Origin of the sequence: Streptomyces taklimakanensis (assembly GCF_009709575.1) — a bacterium.
Classification (GTDB): domain Bacteria; phylum Actinomycetota; class Actinomycetes; order Streptomycetales; family Streptomycetaceae; genus Streptomyces; species Streptomyces taklimakanensis.
Map to the genome: position 1 here is coordinate 2,495,906 of NZ_WIXO01000001.1, position 25,638 is coordinate 2,521,543.

The window sequence follows — 25,638 nt, forward strand, 5'->3', positions numbered from 1 at the left end:
TACGCCCCGACCGTACCGCGTACCGGCGTCGGTGGAACCGATCCGGCACAGCGTGCCGGTACCGTGGTACGGATGACGCCAGAGCCCGAAGCGCGACGCCGAGCAGCCCCCCGCACGCTCGCCGACGAGCTGCGCTCCCGTCCCGACGACGCGCTCGCCGAACTGCTGCGGGCCCGCCCCGACCTCCTCTCGCCCGTCCCCGGCGACCTCTCCCAACTGGCCACCCGGGCCGGTACGCGCGTGTCGGTCCTGCGGGCGTTGGAGCGGCTGGACCGCTTCTCCCTCCAGGTCGCCGAGGCGCTGGCCGTCGCGCCCGACCCCTGCCCGTACGAGGAGCTGGCCGCCGGGCTGCCCGGCGGCCAGGCCGAACTGCCGCGCGCGCTGGCGCTGCTGCGCGAGCGCGCGGTGGTGTGGGGCGGTGACGACCGGCTGCGGTTGGTGCGCACCGCCCGCGAGCTGCTCTCCCCGACCGCCAAGGGACCTTCCACGACCGGTCTGGGCCCGACCCTGGCCGAGGCGGCCACGGGGATGTCGCCCGGCCGCCTCCAGGAGATCCTGGCCGCCGTCGAGCTACCCGCCACCCACGACCCGGTGAGCGCGCTGGCCGCCCTGACCGGGCTGTTCACCGACCGGGAGCGGATGGCCGCCCTGGTGGAGCGGGCACCGGAGGAGGCCCGGACGATGCTCGCCAAGCTGACCTGGGGTCCGCCCTGGGGCGAGGTCTCCGACTCCCCCTCGCCCCCGGTGCGCTGGCTGCTGGACCGCGGGCTGCTGCTGCCGGCCGCGCCCCGGACGGTCGTCCTGCCCAGGGAGGTGGCCCTGCATCTGCGCGGGGGCCGGATCCACCGCCGGCTGGAGCCGCTGCCGCCCGTGCCCGAGCCGGTGCGCGCGTACCCGAGGGAGGCGGTGGACGGGACGGCCGCGGGCCAGGCGTTGGCCGCGCTCACCGTCGTCGAGGAGTTGCTGACGCTGTGGGGAACGGCGTCCGGGGCGCCGCCCGTGCTGCGGGCGGGCGGTCTGGGCGTGCGGGACCTCAAGCGCACCGCCGTCGCCCTGGACGTGCCCGAGCCGGTGGCCGCCTTCTGGATCGAGCTGGCCTACGTGGCCGGGCTGCTGGCCTCCGACGGCGAGGCGGACGAGCGGTACGCGCCCACGCCCGCGTACGACGCCTGGCTGGAGTCGCCGCCCGAGCGGCGGTGGGCGCGGCTGGTGGGCGCCTGGCTGACGGCCACCCGACCGGCCGGACTGGTCGGCGAGCGCGACAGTCGGGGGCGCTCGCTCAACGCGCTCGGCCCCGGTCTGGACCGTGGCCCGGTGCCCGAGCTGCGTCGCCGCACCCTGGCGCTGTTGGCCGAGTACGCCGCCGGGGACACCGGGGCCGTCGAGGTGGCGGCCCCGGAGGCCGACGCGGTGGTGGCTCGGCTGGACTGGGAGTGCCCGCTGCGCGGCGGCCCGAAGCTGCGGGAGCGGATCGTGCGGTGGACGCTCCGGGAGGCCGAGCTGCTGGGCGTCACCGGGCGGGGCGCGCTCGCCTCGTACGCGCGCCCCCTGGTGGGCGCGGACGCCGGGGCGTCCGCCGCCCCGGAGCACGCGGCGGAGGGCGGGCCGGGGCCGGCCGCCGAGGAGGCGGCCGCCCTCCTGGCCTCCCGTCTCCCCGAGCCGCTGGACCACGTGCTGCTCCAGGCCGACCTGACGGCCGTGGCCCCCGGTCCGCTGCGGCGACCGCTGGCCGAGACGCTGAACGTGCTGGCCGACGTGGAGTCCAAGGGCGGCGCGACGGTCTACCGCTTCACCCCGCAGTCCGTGCGCCGCGCCCTGGACGCGGGTCGCACCGCCTCCGAGCTGCACTCCTTCCTGGCCACCCACTCCCGCACCCCCGTCCCGCAGCCGCTGACGTACCTGATCGACGACGTGGCACGACGGCACGGGCGGCTGCGGGTGGGCGCGGCCGGCGCGTACGTCCGCTGCGACGACGACACGCTGCTCGCCGAGATCGCCGCCGACCGCCGTGCCGCCGGCCTGGGCCTGCGGCTGCTGGCGCCGACGGTGCTGGCCGCCCGGGCGGATCCGGGCGCGCTGCTGGAGCAGTTGCGCGCGATGGGCTACGCGCCCGTCTTCGAGTCGTCGGAGGGGGACGTGGTGATCCACCGCGCCGACACTCTGCGCACCCCGCCGCGCACCGCTCCCGATCCGGTTCCGGACGGCCCGCCCGTCCCCGACACGCCCCTGTTGGCCGCCGCCGTGCGCGCCATCCGGGCGGGCGACCTGGCGGCGACCGCCCCGCACCGCCCCCGGCAGCCCGCTCCGGCCGTGCCCGACGGCCGCCCGCCGCGCACCACCGCGGCCGACACCCTGGTCACCCTGCGGTCGGCGGCCCGCACGGGGACGCCGGTGTGGATCGGTTACGTGGGCGCGGACGGCACCGCGGGGCAGCGGATCATCGAGCCCGTCCGGGTCGAGGGCGGCTTCGTCACCGCGTACGACCACACCGCCGAGGAGGTCCGCACCTATCCCGTGCACCGCGTCACGGGCGCGGCGGAACTGGCGGACACGGACGACTGAGGCGCCCCGTGGCGGCGCCCGCGCCGACCACGCGGTCCGGCCGCGGCCGGTCGTCCGTCGGCGTCGCCTGTCGGCGGCATGCGGCACACTGGACGGTCGGCCCGCGCACCGCCCGTGCGCGGCGCCCCGCCACAGGCAGGAGGACCACCGTGACCGGACCGCTCATCGTCCAGAGCGACAAGACCCTGCTGCTGGAGGTCGACCACGAGCAGGCCGAGGCGTGCCGCCGCGCCATCGCGCCCTTCGCCGAGCTGGAACGGGCCCCGGAGCACATCCACACCTACCGGATCACTCCGCTGGGGCTGTGGAACGCCCGTGCCGCCGGGCACGACGCCGAGCAGGTCGTCGACGCCCTGGTCACCCACTCCCGCTACCCGGTGCCGCACGCGCTGCTGGTCGACGTGGCCGAGACGATGGCCCGCTACGGGCGGCTGCGGCTGCTCAAGCACCCCACCCACGGCCTGGTGCTGGAGACCACCGACCGGCCGGTGCTGGAGGAGATCCTGCGCTCCAAGCGGATCCAGCCGCTGGTCGGCGCCCGCGTCGATCCCGACACCGTCGCCGTGCACCCCTCCGAGCGCGGTCAGATCAAGCAGTCGCTGCTCAAACTGGGCTGGCCCGCCGAGGACCTGGCCGGCTACGTGGACGGCGAGGCCCACCCCATCGAGCTGACGGAGGACGGCTGGTCGCTCCGCCCCTACCAGCGGCAGGCCGTGGAGAACTTCTGGCACGGCGGCTCCGGCGTCGTCGTCCTGCCCTGCGGCGCGGGCAAGACGCTGGTGGGCGCGGGCGCGATGGCCACGGCGAAGGCCACCACGCTGATCCTGGTCACCAACACCGTCTCCGCCCGCCAGTGGAAGAGCGAGCTGGTGCGGCGCACCTCGCTGACGGAGGACGAGATCGGCGAGTACAGCGGCGCGAAGAAGGAGATCCGGCCGGTCACCATCGCCACGTACCAGGTGCTGACCACCAAGCGGAAGGGCGTCTACCCCCACCTGGAGCTGTTCGACTCCCGTGACTGGGGCCTGATCGTCTACGACGAGGTGCACCTGCTGCCCGCGCCGGTGTTCAAGTTCACCGCCGACCTCCAGGCCCGGCGCCGCATCGGTCTGACGGCCACCCTGGTGCGCGAGGACGGCCGCGAGGCCGACGTGTTCTCCCTCATCGGCCCCAAGCGCTTCGACGCGCCCTGGAAGGAGATCGAGGCGCAGGGCTACATCGCCCCGGCCGACTGCGTGGAGGTCCGCGTCGACCTCACCGAGTCCGAGCGGCTGGCCTACGCGACGGCCGAGTCGGACGAGAAGTACCGCTTCTGCTCCACCACCGCCTCCAAGCAGCGCGTCACGGAGGCGTTGGTGCGCCGCCACGCCGGTGAGCAGACCCTCGTCATCGGCCAGTACATCGACCAGCTCGACGAGTTGGGCGAGCACCTGGACGCGCCCGTGATCAAGGGCGACACCGGCAACGCGCAGCGCGAGAAGCTCTTCGACGCGTTCCGCTCCGGCGAGTTGTCGGTGCTGGTGGTCTCCAAGGTCGCCAACTTCTCCATCGACCTGCCCGAGGCGACCGTCGCCATCCAGGTGTCGGGCACCTTCGGCTCCCGCCAGGAGGAGGCCCAGCGGCTGGGCCGCGTCCTGCGGCCGAAGGCCGACGGCCACGAGGCGCGCTTCTACTCCGTCGTCGCCCGCGACACCGTCGACCAGGACTTCGCCGCCCACCGCCAGCGCTTCCTGGCCGAGCAGGGCTACGCCTACCGCATCGTGGACGCCTCGGAGCTGCTCGCGGACGACCTCGCCGACGAGGCGGAGGCGGACGAGGTCGGGTAGCCTCCCCGGTCCCGGGGTCCACCAGGGGGAGGAACGACGATGCGCGAACCGTACCCGTCGATCGAGCCGTACGAGACGGGCATGCTCGACGTCGGCGACGGCGACCTCGTGTACTGGGAGGCCTGCGGCAACCCGGACGGCAAACCCGCCCTGGTCGTCCACGGCGGGCCGGGCTCCGGCCGCGGGGCGGGCGCCCGCCGTCTGTTCGACCCCGACCGGTACCGCGTGGTGCTGTTCGACCAGCGCGGTTGCGGCCGCAGCACCCCGCACGCGAGCGACCCGGCCACCGATCTGCGGAACAACACCACCTGGCACCTGGTCTCGGACATGGAGCGGCTGCGCGAGCACCTGGGCGTCGACCGCTGGCTGCTGTACGGCGGCTCGTGGGGCTCCACACTGCTGCTGGCCTACGCGGAGCGGCACCCGGAGCGGGTGTCGCAGATCGTGATCTCCGGCGTCACCACCACCCGCCGCTCGGAGATCGACTGGCTCTACCGGGGCGTGGCCCGCTTCCTCCCCGAACAGTGGGAGCGCTTCGTGGCCGGGGTGCCGGACGCGCCGCGCGACGGCGACATCACCGAGCTGCTGGGGGCGTACGCACGGCTGATGGAGCATCCGGACGCCGCGGTGCGGGAGAAGGCCGCCGACGACTGGTGCGCCTGGGAGGACGCGGTACTCTCCGGCGAGCCGTACACCGGGCCCGCCCCGTTCGGCGGCCGCCCCTCGGCCGCCCGGCTCGCCCTGGTGCGGATCTGCGCCCACTACTTCTCGCACGGCGCGTGGCTGGAGGAGGGCGCGCTGCTGCGCGAGGCCGGACGGCTGGCGGGCATTCCGGGGGTGCTGGTCCACGGCCGGCTCGATCTGAGCAGCCCCCTGGAGACGGCGTGGGAGCTGGCCCGCGCCTGGCCGGACGCGGAGCTGACCGTCGTCGGCTCCGAGGGCCACCTCGGCGGCACCGCCACCCTCGCCCACGTCCTGGAGGCGCTGGACGGCTTCGCCCGGCGGTGACGGCGCGCGGCCCGTCGGCGCGCCGGTCCGTCGGCCCGTCGGCCCGTCGGCTCCGGGGCGGCAGCCCTCAACGTCCCGTCGACTCCGCCGGACGGGGCGGGTCCGACGCCGAGGCCCCGCCCCGGCGCCGCTCACCGCGCGCCGGACCGACGGGAGCCGGGGACGTCGTCCGGTGTCCCGCGCGCCCTTCCCGGCGCAGTCGCCACGCCGCGTACCCCAGCAGGGCCAGGCCCAGGAGCGGGTAGGGGGAGGCGAGGGGCTGCTGCCACCAGGGCAGGTGGAGGTCGAGGTCGCCGGAGTGCGGGACGAGCCAGTGGGTGCGGGCCGTGAAGAGCACGGCGACGGCGGCCGCGGCGTACGGCGGCCACCGCCGGCCGGACGGGGCGCCGCCCAGCACGGCGAGCAGCGGCACGCACCACACCCAGTGGTGGGACCAACTGATCGGGGAGACCAGCAGCGCCGTGCCGGCGACGGCCGACACCCCCCACGCCTCCCGTCCCCGCCGGTGCGCCGTGCGGGCCAGCCACAGGCCCGCGAGTCCGACGAACGCCGCGGGCACCGCCCACCACAGGCCGGGCTCGGGGGTGTGGAGGAGACGGGCGAGGAGCCCCTGGAGCGACTGGTTGTCGACGATCCACGCCTTGCCGACGCGCCCGGTCTCGAACATCCGCCGCGCCCAGAAGTCGACGCTCGCGCCGGGCAGGGCGACCGCTCCCAGCGCCACCGTCCCGGCGAAGCCGGCCAGCGCGGTCAGCCCGGACCGGACGCGGCCGGTCACCAGCAGGTGGACGGCGAAGATCGCGGGGGTGAGCTTGATGCCGGCCGCGACGCCGATGGCCAGTCCCTTGCCGCGCGCCCCCTCCGGACGCGTCAGGTCCCACAGCACCAGGCAGGCCAGCGCGAGGTTGATCTGGCCGAACAGCACGGTCTGGAAGACCGGTTCCAGCCACACGCCGAGCGCCGTGGCGGCCATCAGCGGCAGGGGGGCCGTCCGCCGCCCGGCCAGCCGCAGGGAGAAGTGGATCAGCAGGGCGAGCAGGACGACGTTGCCGACCGCGAAGAGCGCCTGGGCGACGGGCAGCGGCGACACGGCGACGGGGACGAACAGCAGCGCGGCGAAGGGCGGATAGGTGGCGGGCAGCTCCCACTCGGTGACGGTGAAGCCGTACAGGTCGGTGCCCTCGACGACGGCCCGGCCCTCGGCACGGTAGACGAGGAGGTCCACCAGGGGGTTGGGCTGTGCCGCGCAGAGCACCGCGAGGGCGGCGAGGGAGACGGCGAGCAGGGTGACGACCGCGTACGCGCGCCGGCTGCCGGTGGGTAGGGACACGGCTGCCACCCGGCCGCCTCCTGGTGTCGTGCGGAATCCCGTTCCCGCCCCGTCCGGAGGTCGCCGGGCGGGGCGGGAAGAGTCACCCTAGCGGGCTCGCGCCCCCCGGTCGTCGGCGGCCGGGGGGCGGACCGGTCCCACCGGACGGCCCACCGGCGCCAGCCGCGCGGCGACCGTCTCGGCCAGCTTCTCCGCCTGCTCGTCCAGGTAGAAGTGGTCGCCCGGGATCCGGACGACCTCCGCGTCCGCCACGGTGCTGAGCCGCCAGTTCTCCAGTTGCGCCTCGGTGAAGGCGTCCTTCGTCCCGCAGCACACCACGATGGGGTTCTCGACCACCGTGCGGCCGTACGTGCGCACGAAGGAGTCGCACACGGCGAAGTCCGCCCGCAGCAGCCGCGCGGTGCGTGCCCGCAGTTCCTCGTGGGCCAGTACCTGCGGGGCGATGCCGCCGAAGCGGCTCGCCGTCGCCAGGATCCGCTCGTCGTCGGCCTCCAGGGGGTCGCCCTCGAAGAGCGGCACCGCGTGGTACGGCCCGGCGTTGGCCGACGCGAACAGCAGCTCGCACCAGGCCTCGCCCGCGACCCTCTCCAGCCGCGCGGCCAGCGCCAACCCCAGGTAGGCACCCATGCTGTGTCCGAGGATCGCGAACCCGCCCCGCACACCGGACCGGGCCACCTGCCCGGCCAGGTCGTCCACCGCGTCCTGCGCCGTGGTCACCGGTTCCTCCCGCCAGCGCCTGCCGCGTCCGGGCAGTTCCAGCGGGAGGGGTTCGACGGACGAGGGGAGCGTGCGGACGACTTCGGAGAAGACCTGCGCGGAACCACCGGAGTGGTGCAGCAGGAACAGCGGATGGGACGACATGGTGCCACCTCCGTCAGCTACTGGGCCCGGCGGGAGCGTGCGTCCACCCAACGGCCGGTCACCGCCGACACCAGCACCAGTCCGCCGCCGAGGAGTTGGAGGGGACCCAGGTGTTCGTTGAGGAGGAGCACCGCGAACACCGCGGCGAAGAACGGTTCCGTGGACAGCACCAGCCCCACCCTGGTGGGACTGGACACCCGAGCGGCGTGCAGTTGCGCGAGGAAGGCGAAGGCCGTGCCCGCCACCCCCAGGTAGACGATGACCAACCACGCGTTGCCGGGGAGCTGGGTCATCTGTTGCCACGACCGCCCCGGCTGGACGAGGGAGAGCAGGAGCCCGCCGAGGGCCACCACCCACAGCTCGATCGCGGTCACCCGCAGGAGGGATACCGGTCTCCCCTTCGTGCGGGATCCGAAGAGCACGATCTGCCAGGCCCTGATCAGCGCCGCGGCCAGGATGATGAGGTCTCCGCTGCGGACGGACAGCCCCTCGTTGAGGGTGAGCAGGGCGCAGCCGGTCAGGGACAGCAGCGTCAGCGGATAGATGCTCCGGGCGACCGCCACCCGGAGGAACAGCCGCTCGAACAGGGGTACCAACATCACCGACAGGGCGATCAGGAACCCGGCGTTCGAGGCGAGGGTGTAGCGAACACCCAGTGTTTCGAGGAAGAGGATGGCGAACAGCAGGCCGCCGAACAGACAGCCGAGCATCAGCTCGTCCCGGCTGGTCTGTCGCCACAGGTGCAGCGACAGCACGGTGATGGCCAGGGCGCCGAGCGCGAAGCGGAGGAAGAGGAAGAGGGGGACGGAGAGGTACTGGCCCATCCACTGCATGGCCACGTACGTGGAGCCCCAGACGATCGCCACGCCCAACACGCCTAAGTCGGCGCCCCAGGTCCTCCGTGTCGGCCGCCCTCGCTCGGTCGACGTGCCGGTCGCGGCCTTGGCGTCCGGTGCGTCGACGGCGCCGTTCGCTCGGGCGTCAGGCGTGCTCAACCGTGTAACCCACCTTCAGGACACCGCCCTTGACCTTGACCGACCGCAGGGAGAAACCGGCGAGCTCCCCCAGCGAGGCGACGTGCGTGCCGCCGCAGGGGTCCTCGTGCATTCCGTCGACGGTGACGACGCGCAGGTCGCCGCGCGTCTCCGCGTACACCTTCCGGTCGGCCTCGATGGCCTGGCGGGTCTTCTCCTCCACCTCGGCCGCCAGCCGCTGCAGGTCGGGCTTCTCCTCGCCGGCGTCGAACTCGATCCGGGCCTGCCCGGGGAAGTGGTTGCTCACGCGGTGGCGGAAGCCCATGGCCCTGACGAACCCGTCCACGACGTGGCCGCAGGTGTGCAGGGCCGCGTGGCGCAGGCGCAGGTCGCCGTCGATGGCGCTGGTGACCTCGTCACCCACCGCGAACTCGCGTTCGCAGGACAGGCGCACGACGTGCTCGGTGGCCTCGGCGTCCCTGAACGGACGCGCGGGTGCCTGGTCGACGGTCCCCAGGTCGCTGGGCTGACCGCCGCCCTGGGGGTGGAAGATGTTGTCCTCGAGGGTGACCCAGGGCCCCAGGTCGCTGCGACCGGCTTCGACCACCCGCGTGGTGGCGGTGAAGCGGTAGGTGTCTTCCAGGTAGATGTGATGTTGCAACAACGGTGCCTCCGGGGCCTGAAAAACGGTTCTCGTCGTCCGGGGACGGGGCGTCACGGACCGCCCCGTCCCCGGAGGACAGCTTGTCAGAAACCGCGCGGTTCGAAGGTGAAACCCCGCCTGCTGGTCTTGGCGATGCGGTTGTGCCCGTACTCGTCCTTGCCGGAGACCAGGACGGCACCGTAGTTGTCCAGCGGGATGCCGCCGCCGTACTCGGCCACGGTGTCCGTGTCGGGGTAGATCCGGACCTGGGTGGGCACGTAGCGGGCGGCGAAGCCCATGCGGTAGTCCTTCTTGCTCCCGGTGTGGGGCAGCGAGGCGTGCATCAGCGTCGACCAGAAGATGACGCACTCACCGCGCTTCATCACCAGGGGGAAGGCCTGGGACTCGTCCGGCTGCCAGTTCGGGTCCTTCTGGAGCTGCCGGTAGTCGTAACCGAAGAAGCCGCGCTTGACCCCCTCCTTCTCACGGGCGTTGATGGCCTCGGGGTCGTACTCCATGGGCTTGGACTCGTCGTAGTTCATCTGCCGGTGGGTGCCGGGCATGAGCTGGAGGCAGCCGTTCTCCCTGGTGGAGTCGGTGAACGCCGTCCAGACGGTGATCGTGCCGCCGAAGGCCGGCTGCCCGTCCCGCGAGGGCCACAGGATCTGCGGCTTCTTGCTGGCGTTGGCGAAGGTCGCGGCCTGGTGCCAGTCCGTCCCCTCGTCACCGGGGTACTTGGGGAAGAACTCGGTGCGCCAGCACAGGACGTCGGGGCCGAGGATCGAGGCGACGCGGTCGACGATCTCCGCCTTCATGATGTGCTCGGAGAGCAGGTCGACGTCGAGGTGACGGTCGTAGTTGGAGATGTTGGTGACGGCGCCCAGGGCGTCGTCGGGGTAGATCGCCAGGGAGCGGTCGGGCAGTTGGCGGCGGATGGTGTTCCACCGCTCCTCCATCTCCTCGGGCTCGTAGATCTTGATGGGCCCGATGAAGCCGTCCCGCTCGAACTGCTCCAGTTCCTGCGCGCTGAGCCTGTGGTCGGTCCGTTCCGTGGTCGCCATGCGAGTGCGTCCTTCCAGATCGTTACCGTGGACTTGCCGTACAGGGCGTGCACGAACACATCGGTGGAGGTGGGGTGCGCGGGGGCGACGGCCGCCACCGACACGGCGGGGCCCCCGGAGCCGGATCGGCTCCTACGCGGCCCGGGCGGCCAGGTCGGCCGCGGCGTCCGCGAGGGTTCCCTCGAAGAGAACGCGCAGGTCGTAATCCTGGCCGAACCGCTCCTTGGCCAGGTTCCCCAGTTGGAGGGCGAGCATCGAGTGTCCGCCGAGGTCGAGGAAGTTGTCCTCGGCGCCGACCTCGGGGTCCTCCAGGAGTTCGGCGACCCACTCGACGGTCGCCCGCTGGACGCTCTCCTTCAGCGTGGATTCCTCCACTGCCTCCGGCATCGGCTCATCTCCCTTCTTCGAAGATCCGGGCCACGGCGGCCCGATCGATCTTTCCGTTGACGGTGCGGGGGAGCTCCGGGAGGCTCAGGTACCGCCCGGGCCGCATGTAGGACGGAAGGAGCCCCCCGACGTGCTCGCGCAGGGCCCGCGTGCCCGGTCCGTCGGCTCCGTCGGACGGGACGAGGGCGCACACCAGCCGGCTGTCCCCCGGCCCGAACTCGTGCACCCAGACCACCGCGTCGACGACCCCGGGGTGCGCCCGCACGGCGCCCTCGATGTCGCTGAGTTCGATGCGGTGCCCGCGGAGCTTGACCTGCAGGTCGGCTCGGCCCCGGTAGACCAGGTCACCGTCGGGGCGGCGGCTGACCAGGTCGCCCGAGCGGTAGTAGCGCAGGCGCGCCCCGCCGTCGGGGGCGGGTCCGAGGGGGAAGCGGTCGGCGTTGAGGTCCGGCCGTTCGAGGTACCCCTCGGTGACCTGCGGCCCCGACAGCCACAGCTCCCCCACCTCGCCCGGTTCCGCGTCCCGCCCGTCCTCGGTGACCACCCGGGCGACGAAGCCCGGCAGCGGCGGTCCGATCACCGACTCCTCGCCCGCCAGCTCCGCCCGGTCCCACTCCCGGAAGGTGGCGTGCACGGTCGTCTCGGTGATCCCGTACATGTTCACCAGGCGCGGCCGCTCGGTGCCGAAACGTTCCGCCCAAGGACGGACCGCGGCGGGGGTCAGCTTCTCCCCGCCGAAGACCACGTACCGCAGGCGCGGCAGGTCCTCCCCCCGGCGCAGCGCGGCGTCGGCGAAGGCGCCGAAGGCCGTGGGGGTCTGGTTGAGCACGGTGATCCCCGCCTCCCGCACCACGCGCAGGTACCCGTCCGGGCTGCGCGCCGTCCAGTGCGGCAGCACCACCAGCTCCGCGCCGCACGAGAGCGCGCCCCAGATCTCCCACACGGAGAAGTCGAACGCGACGGAGTGGAAGAGCAACCACCGGTCGTCCGGCCGGAAGGAGAACAGGCCCGAGGTGGACTCCAGCAGGGCCACCACACTGCCGTGGCGGACCGGGACGCCCTTGGGCCGCCCCGTCGTCCCGGAGGTGTAGATGACGTAGGCGATGTCGTCCGGGCCGGGAGCGTGGTCGTCCACCGCGGCGCCCCCGGACGCCTCCGCCAGGAGGAGTTTCGCCACGTCGTCCGTGCCGATCAGGGGCAGTCCGGACAGGCCGGACGGCGGCCCCTCCCCGGGATCGCCGACGAAGGCCGTGACCCGGCTGTCGGAGAGGATGAACTCGTTGCGCGCCGGTGGGTTGCGGACGTCCAGTGGTACGTAGGCCGCTCCGATCCTGAGGATTCCCAGCATCGCGGCGACGACCTCGGCCCCGGGGGCCATGCGCAACGCGACGCGGTCGCCCCGCCTCACGCCCGCCGCCCACAGCCGTTCCGCCACCGCCCGGGACCAGACGTCGAGAGCGGCGTAGGAGTATGTTTCGCCCTCGAAACTCAGTGCCTTCCCCAGCGGCCTCGCACGGGCCACCGAGACGAACAGATCGATCAGAGTTTCTCGTAAGTCCCCGTCCCCTTCCGCGGAAGGGGAGGACGAGGGATGTGACACAGCACCGAACACAACTGTCCCCAAACCCGTGGTTGTGGCGAAGTGGTGGATGATCGTGCTTGTCCCTTGGCGAATGCCGCCGTCATGCTTACACAGCGCATGCGGGTCGACGCAATAGGCCACCGAAATGTGACGGTGATCACACCCCTTACGGAAGCCCGCGTTCCGTGATTCACTCTCCTGCCGGGAGGGGATCGACGCTCCCGCTCCAGCCCTGCCGAACGACGCGAAAGGCGCGTCCGGGCGCTTCCGCCCGGCTTCTCCGCGCTCCCCGTCCGACTCCGACCGTCCGGGCCGTCCCCACCGAGGCCCGACGACAGCTCGGCGACAGAACGTGCGACATCCATCCACTTCCGCAGTCGATGGGATCTGACGACGTTGGCACGCTTATCCTCCGCACCCGCGAGGAGACACCTGCGGTTCTGGTCGGCGGCCACCCTGGCGCTGTTCCTCCCCGTGGTCTCCCTCGGCCTGATCGCGGCCCACACCACGGGGTCGCGGACCGCCGCGTCCGACGCGGCCCCTCCCCACGAGGGCATGGGCGCCGCGGGCCACTTCCTCCTCGCCGCGGCCGCCGTCCTGGCGGCCGCCCACCTCGGCGGCGTCCTGGTCCGGCGCCTCGGGCAGCCGCGGGTCGTCGGCGAGATCTGCGCGGGTCTGCTCCTGGGCCCGTCCCTCCTCGGGCGCGCCGCTCCCGACGCGGCCGGGTGGCTCTTTCCGGAGCGAGTCCTGCCCATGCTGGACGGTCTGGCCCAACTCGGTCTGGCCCTGTTCGTGTTCGGCGTGGGGCGGGAGCTGTCCGGCACGCGCCTGCGCGGTGCCGCCGGCCAGGCCCTGCTGATCAGCCAGGCGTCCCTGCTGATCCCCTTCGCCGCCGGCGCCGCCGTGGCGGTGGCGCTGGTGGACGACCACCTCGGCCCCGGCGGCCGCCCCCTGACCTTCGTCCTGTTCATCGGCTGCACGCTCAGCGTCACCGCGTTCCCCGTCCTGGCCCGCATCCTGGCCGACCTGGGCATCACCCGCACCCGCACCGGACAGCTCGGTCTCTACTCCGCGGCGGTGGGCGACGCGGGCAGTTGGCTGCTGCTCGCCGCGATCCTGGCCGCGTCCCACGGCTTCGGCGCCTCCCGGCTGCTGCTCGACATCGCCCTCCTCGTCGCCGTGGCCGTCCTCTTCCTCGGCCCGCTGCGGCTGCTGCTGGCGCGGTGGGCGGACCGCGCGGACGGGAGGCGGGGCGCGGAGGTCGGCACGGCGGTCCTCCTCACCGTGTGCGTCACCGCGTCGGCCGCCCTCACCGCGGCCCTGGGCGTCCACCAGCTCATCGGCGCCCTGCTGGCGGGCGTCGCCTGGCCCACCCGCGGCCGGTGGGCCGTGGCCGTCGCCGAGCGCCTCGCCGACACCGCCAAGACCGTGCTGCTGCCGTTCTTCTTCTTCGGCTTCGGCCTCACCACCGACCTGGGAGCCCTGGCCTGGGGCGGGGAGGCGGCGCTGACGTTCGGCTGCCTGCTGGCCGTCGCCGTCGCCTCCAAGGTCCTCGGCCCCGGCCTGTGCGCGCGGTTGACGGGCATGTCCTGGCCGTCGGCCCTCGCCCTGGGCGTCCTGCTCAACGCGCGCGGGCTGACGGAACTCGTCGTCATCCAGATCGGGTACCAGGCGCGGATCATCGACGCGGAGATGGCGAGCGTCCTGACCCTCGTCGCGCTGGTCACGACGGCCGTCACCAGCCCGTTGCTGCGGCTGCTCGGGCCCGGCGCCCTCGACGATCGCCCCCTTCCGCGAAGACCTCCCCCACCCGGCGCCGGGGAGGATCCGGGCGCCCCGGCAAAGCCGGCCGGCAGCCGGCACAGCGCCGACTCGGTGGGCACGGGCGCGTGACCCGCGGCGGGTCCCGGGCCGGTCTCAGGGCAGCCGGCCGGAGCCGGACCCACCGACGCCCGCGGCCGACCCGCCGCCTCCCTGGTGGGGTTCGTGCTCGTCGCGCGCCTGCTCGTGATCGCCCCGGACGGCGACATCGAAGACGGCACCGGCGAAGACGGAGATCGCCCGAACGGCGTCGCCCAGGAGGTGCCGATGGTGGCGGTGTCCGCCGTCGCCGCCCCGCGCGTCGAGTTCACCGAGCGCGGTGGCCCCCGACGCCGGACCGCCGGTTTTCTGGGAAGGGATGGATGCGCTGTTCATGGCTCCGCCGCTTGCCGATTCAGCCCGATTGGTCCGTTTCCATCCTATGCCTCGTCACAGCTTTCCTCCGGCCGCGACCCGTGGTGTCCGACCGTCTTTCCGGTGGCGGGCGTGTGGCGGATATACGGTCGCCCGCCCGGACGGTCAGGGCTACAATCACCTCTCTCCCGCCTCCCGCGCCGTGGTGACGCACGGCCCCGTCCGCGTCCGCACGGGCCCGTCCGCCGCGCCGCCGGGGAGGAGTCGGCCGGTCGGCACCGGCCGGCCCGGTCGCGCCCCCGACGGCGAAGCCCCCGCCGGCCCCGCGACCCTCCCGCCCAGTCCGCACCAGTCGCCCACCGCACCGGGGCGCGGCGTCCGCGCACCCCCATCGCGCCGGGCCGCCGCACGCCACCGTGCGCATCCACCGGAGGCTCCACCGTGCCCTCGCACGTCCACGACCAGCAGACCGACAGGCCGACCGATCCCCTGGAACGCGAACGCGCCCACCTGACCGCCTCCCGGACCGCGCTGCGCGCCATGCGCGAGGACGTCGAGGCCCTCGACATCAGGGACGTCACCGCCAACTGGGTGAACGCCGAGGCCCTCCAGCACCAGATCGACGCCCGCGTCGCGGCCCTGGCCGACCTCGCCGACACCCCGCTGTTCTTCGGCCGCCTGGATCTGGCCCCCGACCCGGAGCCGGCCCGGTACTACATCGGCCGCCGCCACGTCCACGACGCCGACGGCGACCCGATGGTCATCGACTGGCGCGCCCCCGTCTCCCAACCCTTCTACCGCGCCTCCGGGAGGGACCCGCAGGGCGTCGAGCTGCGCCGCCGCTTCGGCTACACCGGCGGCGAGCTGACCGCCTACGAGGACGAGCGCCTGACCGACCCGGAGGAGGCCGAGCGGGTCAGCGCGCTGCTGCGACGGGAGATCGAGCGTCCGCGCGTCGGCCCGATGCGCGACATCGTGGCGACGATCCAGCCCGAGCAGGACGAGATCGTCCGCACCGGCGTCGAGGGCACGGTGTGCGTCCAGGGGGCGCCCGGCACCGGCAAGACGGCCGTCGGCCTGCACCGCGTGGCGTACCTGCTGTACGCGCACCGCGAGCGGCTGGCCCGCAGCGGAACGCTGGTCATCGGCCCGAACCGGTCCTTCCTGCGCTACATCGAGCAGGTGCTGCCCGCCCTGGGCGAGCTGTCGGTCCGACAGACGACGGTGGAGGACCTGGTGACCGCCGACACCGGCGTGACGGTGCGCGGCGTCGACGACCCGGAGGCCGCCCGGATCAAGGGCGACGCCCGGATGGCCGAGGTGCTGCGCCGCGCGGTCCGCGCGGGCGTGACGATGCCGACCGAGCCGTGCGTCGTGGTGCGCGGCTCGCGCCGCTGGCGGATCCCGGCGTACGAGCTGGAGGAGATCGTCCGCGAGCTGCTGGACCGCGGCATCCGCCACGGCGCGGCCCGCGAGGCCCTGCCGCGGCGCATCGCGCACGCCGTGCTGACCCGGATGGAACGGGCCGGCGAGGCACCGGACGACCGGGTACAGGACGCGGTCGCCCGCAACGCGGCGGTGAAGGCCCAGGTCAAGGCGGTGTGGCCGGAGGTGGACCCGGCCAGGCTGGTGCTGCGCCTGCTCTCGGACGCCGACTTCCTGGCCGAGTGCTCCGAGGGGATCCTCACCGACGAGGAGCGCAAGGCGATCCTGTGGACGAAGCCGCCGCGCGGAGTGAGGTCGGCGGCGTGGTCGGTCGCCGACGCGGTGCTGGTCGACGAGGCCGGCGACCTGGTGCGGCGCACGCCCTCGCTCGGCCACGTCGTCCTCGACGAGGCGCAGGACCTCTCCCCCATGCAGTACCGGGCGGTGGGCCGCCGCTGTGCCACCGGCTCGGCGACGATCCTGGGCGACCTGGCCCAGGGCACCACCCCGTGGGCGACGGCGAGTTGGGCCGAGGCCCTGTCCCACCTGGGCAAGCCGGACGCGGCGGTGGAGGAACTGACCCAGGGCTTCCGCGTGCCGCGCGAGGTCATCGCCTACGCCTCCCGGCTGCTGCCGCACATCGCCCCGGGCCTGTCCGAGGCGACGTCGATCCGTGACGCGGCGGGCTCGTTGCGGGTGCGGTCGGCACGGGTGGAGGAGTTGACCGGCGCGGTGGTGGACGCCTGCCGCGAGGCACTGGAGCGGGAGGGGTCGATCGGTCTGATCGCCGCCGACGCCCGCGTCCCCGCCTTGGCCGCGGCGCTGAACGCCGCCGGGCTCCCCCACCTCGCCCCCGGCACCGAGACGGACGCCGACGCCCGTCTCACCCTCGTCCCGGCGACGCTGGCCAAGGGCCTGGAGTACGACCACGTGGTCCTGGACGAGCCGGCGGCCGTCGTCGACGGCGAGCCGGACGAGCGCACCGGCCTGCGCCGCCTGTACGTGGCCCTGACGCGTGCGGTCTCCGGCCTCACCGTCGTCCACGCGGCGCCGCTGCCCGAGCCGCTGGCCGGCGGGGCATGACCCGCGACCCCGCCGACGGCTCCGACGGCTCCTACGAACCGACGAACCGACGAACCGACGAACAGGGAAGACCGGATGACGGAGAAGACGATCACCGCCGCGTCCGCGGGCACCTGGCGGCTCGGCGACCTGACCGTCAACCGCATGGGCTTCGGCGCGATGCGTCTGACGGGCAGCGCCGCCTTCGACCTCGGCACGCCGAGCGACCGCGACCGGGCCGTCGCCGTGCTGCGCCGCGCCGTCGAACTCGGCGTGAACCACATCGACACCGCCGCGTTCTACTTCTCGGCGACACGCTCCGCCAACGAACTGATCAACCGCGCCCTGGCCCCCTACCCGGACGACCTGGTCATCGCCACCAAGGTCTGGCCGGGACGCGACCCGTCGGGCGGGTGGTGGTGGGCCAGGCCGGAGCAGCTGCGCGGCCAGGTCGAGGAGAACATCCGCCAACTCGGCCGCGACCACCTCGACGTGGTCGTCCTGCGCGTCCCGCCGAGCCGGCGGAACGGGTCGATCGCCGAACACTTCGGCGCGCTCGCGGAGTTGCGCGACGCCGGGCTCATCCGCCACCTGGGCCTCTCCAACGCCACGGCCGAGCACCTCGCGGAGGCACAGGCGACGGCTCCGGTGGTGTGCGTGCAGAACGCCTACGGCATCGGCGCACCGGCCGAGGAGCGCGAACTCCTGCGCCGGTGCGGGGAGCGGGGCATCGCCTTCGTACCGTTCTTCGCGATAGCCGGCCGGGGGCGCGAAGCGGGCGCGAGGGGAACCGACGACGAGGCGGTCCTCGCCGTCGCCCGCGCGCACGGCACGACACCCGCCCAGGTCCGACTGGCGTGGACGCTCCGGCAGGGGGAGCACGTCCTGGCCATCCCCGGCACCGGCAACCCGGACCACCTGGTCGAGAACGTCGCCGCCGGCGTACTGCGGCTCTCGGACGACGAGACGGCCCGCCTCGACGCCCTGGACGCCGGGGGGTGAGACGCGTCGGTCGAAGACCGCCCCCGGCCGGTCACCGGGCCGGTTCGGCGTCCAGCGTCGTGCGCCAGACACGGACCGCGTCCGGGGAGACCGGGGCCGTCCAGCTCCCGGCGCGGGCCGCGCCGCCGATGTGGAAGGCGGTGACGCCCGCCGCGCGCAGCGTGGGGACGTGGTCGAGGCGGAGCCCGCCGCCGGCCATCAGCAGCGGCCGGTAGCCGGGGTCGCCCGCCGCCATGCGGGCCGCCTCGGCGCACAGCACCTCCAGGCCGTCCGGCACGCCGTCCGCCGAGCCGGCGGTGAGGTAGGTGTCCAGGCCGGGCAGGCCGTCGAGCCGTTTGCGCAGCACGTCGCGGTCGGCGCAGCCGTCGATGGCGCGGTGGAAGGTCCAGCGACAGCCGGGGACGGCGTCCAGCAGGGCGCCGATCGCGGGGAGGTCGGGGGCTCCGGTGTCGTCGAGGAAACCGAGCACGAACTCCTCGGCGCCCTCGGCGCGCAGCGCTCGGGCCCGTCCGCACAGGTCGTCGAGCGCCTCGGGGGCGCCGGCCGCGAAGTCGTCGGTCGCCCGCAGCATCACGCGCACCGGCAGGTCGACGGCGTCGCGTACGGCGGCGAAGGTCTCACGGGCCGGGGTGAGCCCTCCGGCCGTCATGTCGGCGGCGAGTTCGAGACGGTCGGCGCCGCCGTCCCGCGCGGCGACCGCGTCCCGGGCGTCGAGCGCGATCACTTCCAGAATTGGTCTAGACATATAGCGGAGCCTGCCATATCGCCGGACACGGGGGGAAGGCGCGCCCCACAATTGCCCCCATGTCCTCCCCCGAAGGCCGCCACCCGGCCCACGACGAGCTCCGCGAGCGCTGGACCCGCACCCTCCTGGCCGTTCGCCGCCCGGACGCCTCCCCCCACGGCGCCCCGTCCCCGTACGCCTACGCCGACGACCTGCTCGCCCGCTGGGCCGAGCCCCACCGCCGCTACCACACCACCGACCACCTGATCGCCGTGCTGGACCGGATCGGGCTGCTCTCCGCGCACTGCGAGGACCCGGAGGCGGTGGCGGCCGTCACGCTGGCGGCCTGGTTCCACGACGCGGTCCACCTCCCGGACCGCTCCACCAACGAGGAACGCAGCGCCCGCCTGGCCGAACGCGCCCTCCCCGAGGCGGGCGTCCCCCCACGGCTCGCCGCCGAGGTCGCCCGGCTGGTCCGCCTGACCGTCACCCACGACCCGGCGCCCGGCGACACCGGCGGGGAGGTGCTGTGCGACGCCGACCTCGCCGTTCTGGCCGGGACGCCGCGGGAGTACGCGGCCTACGCCGCCGCCGTCCGCGAGGAGTACGCCTCCGTCCCCGACGACGCCTTCCGCGTCGGCCGCGCCGACGTGCTGCGCCGGCTCCTCGGTCTGCCGCGGCTGTTCCGCACCCCCTACGGCCACGACCACTGGGAACACGACGCCCGCCGCAACCTGACCACGGAGCTGGAGCTGCTCGTGGCGTGAGCCGCGCCTACGCTGGAGGGCATGGACCGACTGGACGCCCTGGACCGGGCCTACGAGGAGTTCGACCGACGGGTCCGCGCGGTGCGCGACGACCAGTGGGACGCCCCCACCCCGTGCGCCGAGTGGTCCGTGCGGGACCTGGTCGGCCACCTCGTCGGCGAACACCTGTGGGCGCCCTGGCTGCTGCGCGGCGCGACCCTGGAGGAGGTCGGCGACCGGTTCGACGGCGACGTCCTCGGTGACGACCCCGTGGCCGCGTGGCGGCGTGCCGCGGCGGAGTCGAAGGCCGCCTTCCACCGTCCCGGCGCGCTGGAGGGGCGGGTGCACACCAGCGACGGCCCGCGGCCGACCGTCGACTACGCCCGGGAGATGATCACCGACCTCACCGTGCACGCGTGGGACCTGGCCCGCGGCATCGGTGCCGACGACCGCCTGGACGAGGAGCTGGCCCGGTGGGTCCACGACGCGGTGCGTCCCGTGGCGGGCACTCTCCGGGCGACGGGCCTGTTCGGCGAGCCGGTCGAGGTCGCGCCGTCGGCGGGCCCCCAGGAGAGGCTGGTCGCCCTGCTCGGCCGCAGGCCCTGACGCCCGGCCGCGGGCCCCGGCCGGGGACGGGCCGGGAGCCGGCCGGCGGCCCGGCGGGGAATGCGCGCCCCGGTGGTGATGTTGGTCCCGGACATGCCGCAGCCTGACACCGCGCCCCCCGGCGCCCCACCCCGCGCCGGACGCACCCGCATGCCCCTGGCCGTCTACGTCCTCGGACTCTCGGTCTTCGCCCTGGGAACCTCGGAGTTCATGCTCTCCGGGCTCCTCCAGCCGCTCGCCCGCGACCTGGACGTGACCATCCCGCAGGCCGGACTGCTGGTCTCCGCCTTCGCCGTCGGGATGGTGGTCGGGGCGCCGGTGCTGGCCGCGGCGACGCTGCGCCTGCCCCGGCGCACCACGCTCATCGTCCTGCTGGCCGTCTTCGGACTCGGCCAGGTGGCCGGAGCACTGGCACCGACGTACGGGACGCTGTTCGCCTCTCGGGTGGTGAGCGCGCTGGCCTGCGCCGGGTTCTGGGCCGTGGGCGCCGCGGTGGCCGTGTCGCTGGTGCCGCCGGGCATGAAGGCGCGGGCGATGGCGACGATGATCGGCGGGCTGAGCGTCGCCAACGTCATCGGCGTGCCCGCCGGGGCCCTGCTCGGGCAGCACGCGGGCTGGCGCTCGGCGTTCTGGGCGGTGGCCGTCCTGTCGGCGATCGGGCTGGTCGGCGTGGTCACGCTCGTCCCGCGCACCGAACCGCCCACCGGGGACGACCGTCCGGTGCTCCGCCGCGAACTGCGGATCTACCGGAACGGCCAGGTGTGGCTGGCCCTGGTGATCACCGCGCTCAACGCCGCCGCCACCTTCTGCCTCTTCTCCTACCTCTCCCCGCTGCTCACCGAGACCGCCGGGCTGGACGAGGGCTGGGTGCCGACCGTGCTGGCGCTGTTCGGGGTCGGCGCGCTGATCGGGTCGGCGACCGGCGGCCGGGCCGGTGACCGGAACCTGTTCGGGACGATGGGCGGGGGCATGGCCGCCACCACCGTCGTCCTGGCGCTGCTGGCGCTCACCGCGCACCTGCCGGCGGCGGCCGTCGGGCTGGCGCTGCTGCTCGGGGTGACGGCCTTCTTCACCGCCCCGGCCGTCAACGCCCGGATGTTCGACGTGGCGGGCGCCGCCCCCACCCTCGCGGGGGCCACGACGACCTCGGCGTTCAACCTGGGCAACACCATCGGTCCGTGGATCGGCGGCTTGGTGATCACCGCGGGCTGGGGTTACCAGGGCGTCTCCTGGGTCAGCGCGCTGCTGGCCGCCGCGGCCGTCGGCGCGACGGTCGTCGCCGCCCGCCGGCACCGGCGCACCGCCGCCTCCCGCGTGGTGGTCGGGGCCGGTGGCACGGGCGTCCCCGCCCCGGGCTCCGGCGGCCCGGGAACGGTCCCGGAGGCGAGCGCCGAGGGCCTCGGACGGTAGCTCCGGCGGAACCCGGGAACCCGGAGGTCCGGGGCCGGGGCGCTACCCTCGGGAGCCAGCGGTCCGTGAGCCGACCGGCCCGGCCCCGCCCCGCGGCGGGGGGACCCTTCGGAAGGACGTGTCGAATGGACGTGCGCACCAGGAACAACATCACGGTCACCGGCCGGGAGGACGGGCCCGTGCTGCTCCTCGCGCACGGCTTCGGCTGTGACCAGAACCTGTGGCGTCTGGTGACGCCCACCCTGGCCGAGGAGTTCCGGGTGGTCCTCTTCGACCACGTGGGCTCCGGCCGCTCCGACCCGGCCGCCTGGGACGAGGAGCGCTACTCCTCGCTGGGCGGGTACGCGGAGGACGTCCTGGAGATCTGCCGCGAACTGGATCTGCGGGACGTGGTGTTCGTGGGCCACTCCGTCAGCTCCATGATCGGCGTGCTGGCGGCGGTGCGGGAGCCGGAGCGGTTCGCCAAGCTGGTCCTGCTCACCCCCTCCCCCTGCTACATCGACGACGACGACTACCGGGGCGGGTTCAGCCGGGAGGACATCGAGGAGCTGCTGGACTCCCTGGACAGCAACTACCTGGGCTGGTCGGCCGCGATGGCGCCGGTGATCATGGGCACCCCGGACCGGCCCGAGCTGGGCGAGGAGCTGACCAACAGCTTCTGCCGCACCGACCCGGACATGGCCCGTGTCTTCGCCCACACCACCTTCCTCTCCGACAACCGCGAGGACCTGGCCGGGGTCGCCGTGCCGACGCTGGTGATCGAGTGCCTCCAGGACGCGATCGCCCCGCGCGAGGTGGGCGCGTTCGTCCGGGACCGGATCAGCGGCAGCCGCCTGGTCACCCTGGACGCCACCGGGCACTGTCCGCAGCTGAGCGCTCCGGAGGCGACGGCGGAGGCCATCGTCTCCTTCGCGAGGGAGCGGTGAAGTGCGGCACGGGGTCCGGCACGGGCCCCGGAAGGAACGGCGGGAACGGCGGGAGTGGTGGGAACGGCGGGGACGGCCGGGGAGGCGGCGGCGGGGGTGACGACGCCGCGTTCTCCGCCCTGCTGGAGGACAGCGCCGAGGACCTCTACGAGAACGCCCCGTGCGGCTATCTGTCCACCCTCATGGACGGGAAGATAGCCAAGGTCAACACCACGCTGCTGACCTGGCTCGGACGCACCCGCGACGAGCTGGTCGGCCGCCGGTACTTCTCCGACCTCCTCACCGTGGGGGGCCGTCTCTACCACGAGACGCACTTCGCGCCGCTGCTGCGGATGCAGGGCCACATCGGCGGAATCGCGCTGGAGATGAAGGCCGCCGACGGCACGCGCCTGCCGGTGCTGGTCACCTCCACCGTCAAGACCACCTCCGACGGCCGGCCCCTGCTGATCCGCACCACCGTCTTCGACGCCCGCGACCGCCGCGCCTACGAGCGCGAACTGCTGCGCGCCCGCCGGGAGGCCGAGCGCGAGCGCGAACGCGTCCAACGCCTGGCCACCACCCTCCAGCGCAGCCTGCTGCCCCCGACCCTGCCCGACGTGCCGGGCATCGAGCTCGCCTCGCACTACCACACGGCCTCGACCGACGAGGTCGGCGGCGACTTCTACGACGTGTTCCCGCTCGCCGACGGCCGGTGGGGTCTCTTCCTCGGCGACGTCTCCGGCAAGGGCGCGGGCGCGGCGGCCGTCACCTCCCTGACCCGTTACACCCTGCGCGCCGCGAGCGTCTACGACCCCGACCCGGTCCGTGTGCTGACCAACCTCAACACCGTCCTGGAGCACGAGTTCCGCGGCACCGACCCGCGCCACTGCACCGTCGTCTTCGGCCTGCTCACCCCCGGCGAGACGGGCTGCTCCCTGACCCTCGCCTCCGGCGGCCACCCCCCGGCCCTGCTGCTGCGCTCCGACGGCACCGCCGAGGAGCTGACCACCCCCGGCGGCCAGCTCGTCGGCGCGCTGCCCGAGGCCCGCTTCGCCACCACCACCGCGCGGCTGGGTCCCGGCGACACCGTGGTGCTCTACACCGACGGGTTGATCGAGGCCCGCACCGACGACCGCGGCGGCCGCTACGGCGAGGAGGCGCTGTTGGCCTTCGCGCGGGACCTGGCGCCGGCGGGGGCGGACGCCACCGTCGCGGCGGTCGCCCGGCTGTTGGACGAGTTCGGCGAGGGGCTGGACGACGACACCGCCGTCCTGGCCCTGGGCATCCCCCACCGCGCCGAGGGCGACCGCGGCGCCGGTGCGGCGACCGCCGTGCCGCACGGCGGCGCGGCGGGGGCGGACGGGGCCGTCAGGACGGTGTGACCGCGGCCCCGGACGCGTCCGGCGCGGCCCCCCGCACGGTCCGGGGGGCTCGGAGGCGCGGGGGTTTCCGCCGCCGCAGACCGGCCTCCGTCAGCCTCCGCAGCAGCTCCTTGCTGCCCACCTCGACCGCGCCCAGCAGCACGGCCCGCTCGTGGTGTTCCTCGGGCACGTCGTAGTGGTCGCGGTCGAAGGCGCGGCGCGGGCAGCCGAGAGCGGCGGCGAACGCGTGCAGTTCCTCGTGGGAGACATCGCTGACCAGGTGTGACCACAGCCTGCCGTGACCGGGCCAGACCGGCGGGTCGATGTAGACGGTCACCGGGTGCTCCCCAGCTCCCCGACCGGGGCCACCGCCGTCGCCGTCGTACCGCACACCCAGTGCGGATCCGGGCCGAGTTCGGGCTCGACGTCCAGGGCGTGCGCCTCGGAGCCGTGGCACACCGGGCACTCCGGCCAGCGGCCGCGACGGTCCAGCAGCGCGTCCTGGACGTCCTGGGCGATCAGGCCCGCCACGAAGGACACGCCCTCGGGCCACTGCTCGACCCACCAGCGCCGGTGCGAGACGGCGTCCTCGACCAGCGAGACGACCTCGGCCCCGGCGATGCCGCAGGCGGTGAGGTCGGCCAGGACGAGGGCCCGGCCGGTGTGGAGGGCCCGCTCCAGGTCGCCGGGGGAGGCGGAGCCGTCGGGGGCGTCGTGATCATGTGGATGTTCGGTCATGACTCCCCCATTGGACCAGACGCGTCCCGCCGACCGCGATCGTCGAAGGCCACGGGCCCGCGCACCCTTGACGCCCCCTCCCGCTGAAAATATCTTCCCCCCGTGAACAACACAGTGAAGGAAAGTTTCTCCGACTCGGCGCGCGGGGCCGTGCCGGGCCGTGCCCCCGGCCCACCCGGCCCACCCGGCCCCGCCGCCCTCGCGGCCAAGGTGCGCACCATGGCTCCCTCGATGACCCGCTCCATGCAGCGCGTCGCCGAGGCCGTCGCCGGCGATCCGGCCGGCTGCGCACAGCTCACCGTCACCGGCCTCGCCGAGCGCACGGGCACCAGCGAGGCCACCGTCGTACGGACCTCACGGCTGCTGGGCTACCCGGGCTACCGGGATCTGCGGTTGGCGTTGGCCGGCCTCGCGGCGCAGCAGGCGTCCGGCGCGGCACCCTCGGTCACCGCCGACATCGCCGTGGACGACCCCATCGAGGACGTCATAGCCAAACTCGCCCACGACGAGCGGCAGACCCTCGCCGACACCGCCGCCGGACTCGACCCGGGACAGGTCGAGGCGGCCGTGCACGCGATGTCCTCCGCCCACCGGATCGACGTCTACGGAGCCGGCGCCTCCGCCCTGGTCGCCCAGGACCTGGTGCAGAAGCTGCTGCGCATCGGGTTGGTCGCGCACGCCCACCCCGACCCCCACCTGGCGGTCACCACCGCCGTGCAGTTGAGCTCCGGGGACGTCGCCATAGCGATAACCCACTCCGGTCGCACGGTGGACGTGATCGAGCCGTTGCGCGTGGCCTTCGACCACGGTGCCACCACCGTGGCGGTCACCGGTCGTCCGGACGGCGAGATCGCCCAGTACGCCGACCACGTCCTGACCACCTCCACGGCGCGCGAGAGCGAACTGCGCCCGGCGGCCATGTCCAGCCGAACCGGTCAGCTCCTGGTCGTGGACTGCCTGTTCATCGGCGTGGCGCAGCGCACCTACGAGACGGCCGCGCCGGCCCTGTCCGCCTCCTACGAGGCACTGGCCCACCGCCACTCGCCCCGGCAGCGCTGACCCGCCGGGTCGCCGGTCCCGCCGGGCCGGCGCCCCGAGCCCGAACCACGAGCGGCGAGCTCCGCGCGCCGAACGCCGACGCCGCCGCGTCCCCGAGCCCACCCCGTCCCACGGCACCACCGCACCGCCCGCCACCCCCCACACGTCCGGGCACCGGTACGGGAGGCCGTCCAGGCCCACGGTCGGCCGAC

Annotated in this window: 23 protein-coding genes; 12 read left to right on the forward strand and 11 right to left on the reverse strand. The window is 74.2% G+C overall.

Going from position 1 to position 25,638, the window contains the following annotated elements:
- Nucleotides 1–72 precede the first annotated feature (72 nt).
- The 3 genes from F0L17_RS10775 (at nt 73) to pip (ending at nt 5,396) form a co-directional block, all read left to right on the forward strand.
- Nucleotides 73–2,562 carry a helicase-associated domain-containing protein gene (locus F0L17_RS10775; protein ID WP_155070904.1) on the forward strand — a complete coding sequence of 830 codons (2,490 nt, stop codon included), beginning with the start codon at nt 73–75 and terminating at the stop codon, nt 2,560–2,562.
- A 149-nt stretch (nt 2,563–2,711) separates the two neighbouring features.
- Nucleotides 2,712–4,388, forward strand: a complete 1,677-nt coding sequence (locus F0L17_RS10780; protein WP_162466051.1) for a DNA repair helicase XPB — start codon at nt 2,712–2,714, stop codon at nt 4,386–4,388.
- Nucleotides 4,389–4,427: 39 nt separating this feature from the next.
- Nucleotides 4,428–5,396 carry a prolyl aminopeptidase gene (gene pip / locus F0L17_RS10785; protein WP_155070905.1) on the forward strand — a complete coding sequence of 323 codons (969 nt, stop codon included), beginning with the start codon at nt 4,428–4,430 and terminating at the stop codon, nt 5,394–5,396.
- A gap of 67 nt (nt 5,397–5,463) precedes the next feature.
- Here the strand turns inward: pip and F0L17_RS10790 are convergent, their stop codons facing one another.
- The 7 genes from F0L17_RS10790 to F0L17_RS10820 all read right to left on the reverse strand — a co-directional run bounded on the left by F0L17_RS10790 (nt 5,464) and on the right by F0L17_RS10820 (nt 12,174).
- The gene (locus F0L17_RS10790) at nt 5,464–6,735 is read right to left on the reverse strand and encodes a glycosyltransferase 87 family protein (protein ID WP_420802408.1); all 1,272 of its coding nucleotides are present in this window, start codon (nt 6,733–6,735) and stop codon (nt 5,464–5,466) included.
- A 78-nt stretch (nt 6,736–6,813) separates the two neighbouring features.
- A complete protein-coding gene (locus tag F0L17_RS10795) occupies nt 6,814–7,587 on the reverse strand; it encodes a thioesterase II family protein (RefSeq protein WP_155070906.1) in 774 nt (257 codons plus the stop codon).
- 17 nt (nt 7,588–7,604) lie between these two features.
- Nucleotides 7,605–8,582, reverse strand: coding sequence for a DMT family transporter (locus F0L17_RS10800; protein WP_155070907.1), 978 nt, complete (start codon nt 8,580–8,582; stop codon nt 7,605–7,607).
- Nucleotides 8,569–9,222: an alanyl-tRNA editing protein gene (locus F0L17_RS10805; RefSeq protein ID WP_238419324.1), complete on the reverse strand. Its 654-nt coding sequence runs from the start codon at nt 9,220–9,222 to the stop codon at nt 8,569–8,571. Before F0L17_RS10805 ends, F0L17_RS10800 begins: the two co-directional genes overlap by 14 nt.
- An 86-nt stretch (nt 9,223–9,308) precedes the next feature.
- Nucleotides 9,309–10,265: a chlorinating enzyme gene (locus F0L17_RS10810; protein ID WP_155070909.1), complete on the reverse strand. Its 957-nt coding sequence runs from the start codon at nt 10,263–10,265 to the stop codon at nt 9,309–9,311.
- Between the two features lie 132 nt (nt 10,266–10,397).
- Nucleotides 10,398–10,652, reverse strand: coding sequence for a phosphopantetheine-binding protein (locus F0L17_RS10815; protein WP_155070910.1), 255 nt, complete (start codon nt 10,650–10,652; stop codon nt 10,398–10,400).
- A 4-nt stretch (nt 10,653–10,656) separates the two neighbouring features.
- Complete coding sequence (locus F0L17_RS10820; RefSeq protein WP_202917858.1) at nt 10,657–12,174, reverse strand: amino acid adenylation domain-containing protein; 1,518 nt, start codon at nt 12,172–12,174, stop codon at nt 10,657–10,659.
- Between the two features lie 456 nt (nt 12,175–12,630).
- Here F0L17_RS10820 and F0L17_RS10825 point away from each other — a divergent pair, with 456 nt between their 5' ends.
- Nucleotides 12,631–14,127 carry a cation:proton antiporter domain-containing protein gene (locus F0L17_RS10825; RefSeq protein WP_155070912.1) on the forward strand — a complete coding sequence of 499 codons (1,497 nt, stop codon included), beginning with the start codon at nt 12,631–12,633 and terminating at the stop codon, nt 14,125–14,127.
- A 24-nt stretch (nt 14,128–14,151) separates the two neighbouring features.
- On the opposite strand, the gene F0L17_RS10830 is transcribed toward F0L17_RS10825, so the two are convergent.
- Entirely contained in the window at nt 14,152–14,430 is a 279-nt protein-coding gene (locus tag F0L17_RS10830; protein WP_202917859.1) for a hypothetical protein, read from the reverse strand.
- A gap of 420 nt (nt 14,431–14,850) precedes the next feature.
- Here F0L17_RS10830 and F0L17_RS10835 point away from each other — a divergent pair, with 420 nt between their 5' ends.
- Together F0L17_RS10835 and F0L17_RS10840 are read left to right on the forward strand one after the other, a co-directional pair.
- Nucleotides 14,851–16,917: a HelD family protein gene (locus F0L17_RS10835; protein WP_338018036.1), complete on the forward strand. Its 2,067-nt coding sequence runs from the start codon at nt 14,851–14,853 to the stop codon at nt 16,915–16,917.
- 75 nt (nt 16,918–16,992) lie between these two features.
- Nucleotides 16,993–17,898 carry an aldo/keto reductase gene (locus F0L17_RS10840; RefSeq protein ID WP_155070913.1) on the forward strand — a complete coding sequence of 302 codons (906 nt, stop codon included), beginning with the start codon at nt 16,993–16,995 and terminating at the stop codon, nt 17,896–17,898.
- 31 nt (nt 17,899–17,929) lie between these two features.
- Here F0L17_RS10840 and F0L17_RS10845 read toward each other — a convergent pair whose 3' ends face one another.
- The gene (locus F0L17_RS10845; protein WP_155070914.1) at nt 17,930–18,643 is read right to left on the reverse strand and encodes a copper homeostasis protein CutC; all 714 of its coding nucleotides are present in this window, start codon (nt 18,641–18,643) and stop codon (nt 17,930–17,932) included.
- A gap of 59 nt (nt 18,644–18,702) precedes the next feature.
- On the opposite strand from F0L17_RS10845, the gene F0L17_RS10850 reads away from it, so the two are divergent.
- The 5 genes from F0L17_RS10850 to F0L17_RS10870 all read left to right on the forward strand — a co-directional run bounded on the left by F0L17_RS10850 (nt 18,703) and on the right by F0L17_RS10870 (nt 23,671).
- Entirely contained in the window at nt 18,703–19,389 is a 687-nt protein-coding gene (locus tag F0L17_RS10850) for an HD domain-containing protein (RefSeq protein WP_155070915.1), read from the forward strand.
- 21 nt (nt 19,390–19,410) lie between these two features.
- A complete protein-coding gene (locus F0L17_RS10855) occupies nt 19,411–19,974 on the forward strand; it encodes a TIGR03086 family metal-binding protein (RefSeq protein ID WP_155070916.1) in 564 nt (187 codons plus the stop codon).
- Between the two features lie 150 nt (nt 19,975–20,124).
- Entirely contained in the window at nt 20,125–21,384 is a 1,260-nt protein-coding gene (locus F0L17_RS10860) for a Cmx/CmrA family chloramphenicol efflux MFS transporter (protein ID WP_155073470.1), read from the forward strand.
- 125 nt (nt 21,385–21,509) lie between these two features.
- Nucleotides 21,510–22,310: an alpha/beta fold hydrolase gene (locus F0L17_RS10865; protein ID WP_155070917.1), complete on the forward strand. Its 801-nt coding sequence runs from the start codon at nt 21,510–21,512 to the stop codon at nt 22,308–22,310.
- Nucleotides 22,307–23,671, forward strand: a complete 1,365-nt coding sequence (locus F0L17_RS10870; RefSeq protein WP_338018037.1) for a SpoIIE family protein phosphatase — start codon at nt 22,307–22,309, stop codon at nt 23,669–23,671. The genes F0L17_RS10865 and F0L17_RS10870 overlap by 4 nt, the downstream gene beginning before the upstream one ends.
- Here F0L17_RS10870 and F0L17_RS10875 read toward each other — a convergent pair.
- The gene (locus F0L17_RS10875) at nt 23,658–23,987 is read right to left on the reverse strand and encodes a DUF4031 domain-containing protein (protein WP_162466052.1); all 330 of its coding nucleotides are present in this window, start codon (nt 23,985–23,987) and stop codon (nt 23,658–23,660) included. The two genes, F0L17_RS10870 and F0L17_RS10875, sit on opposite strands and share 14 nt — an antisense overlap.
- Nucleotides 23,984–24,388: a hypothetical protein gene (locus F0L17_RS10880; protein ID WP_155070918.1), complete on the reverse strand. Its 405-nt coding sequence runs from the start codon at nt 24,386–24,388 to the stop codon at nt 23,984–23,986. The genes F0L17_RS10875 and F0L17_RS10880 overlap by 4 nt, the downstream gene beginning before the upstream one ends.
- 102 nt (nt 24,389–24,490) lie before the next feature.
- Between F0L17_RS10880 and F0L17_RS10885 the strand changes: the two genes are divergently transcribed.
- Nucleotides 24,491–25,447: a MurR/RpiR family transcriptional regulator gene (locus F0L17_RS10885; RefSeq protein ID WP_162466053.1), complete on the forward strand. Its 957-nt coding sequence runs from the start codon at nt 24,491–24,493 to the stop codon at nt 25,445–25,447.
- Nucleotides 25,448–25,638 lie beyond the last annotated feature (191 nt).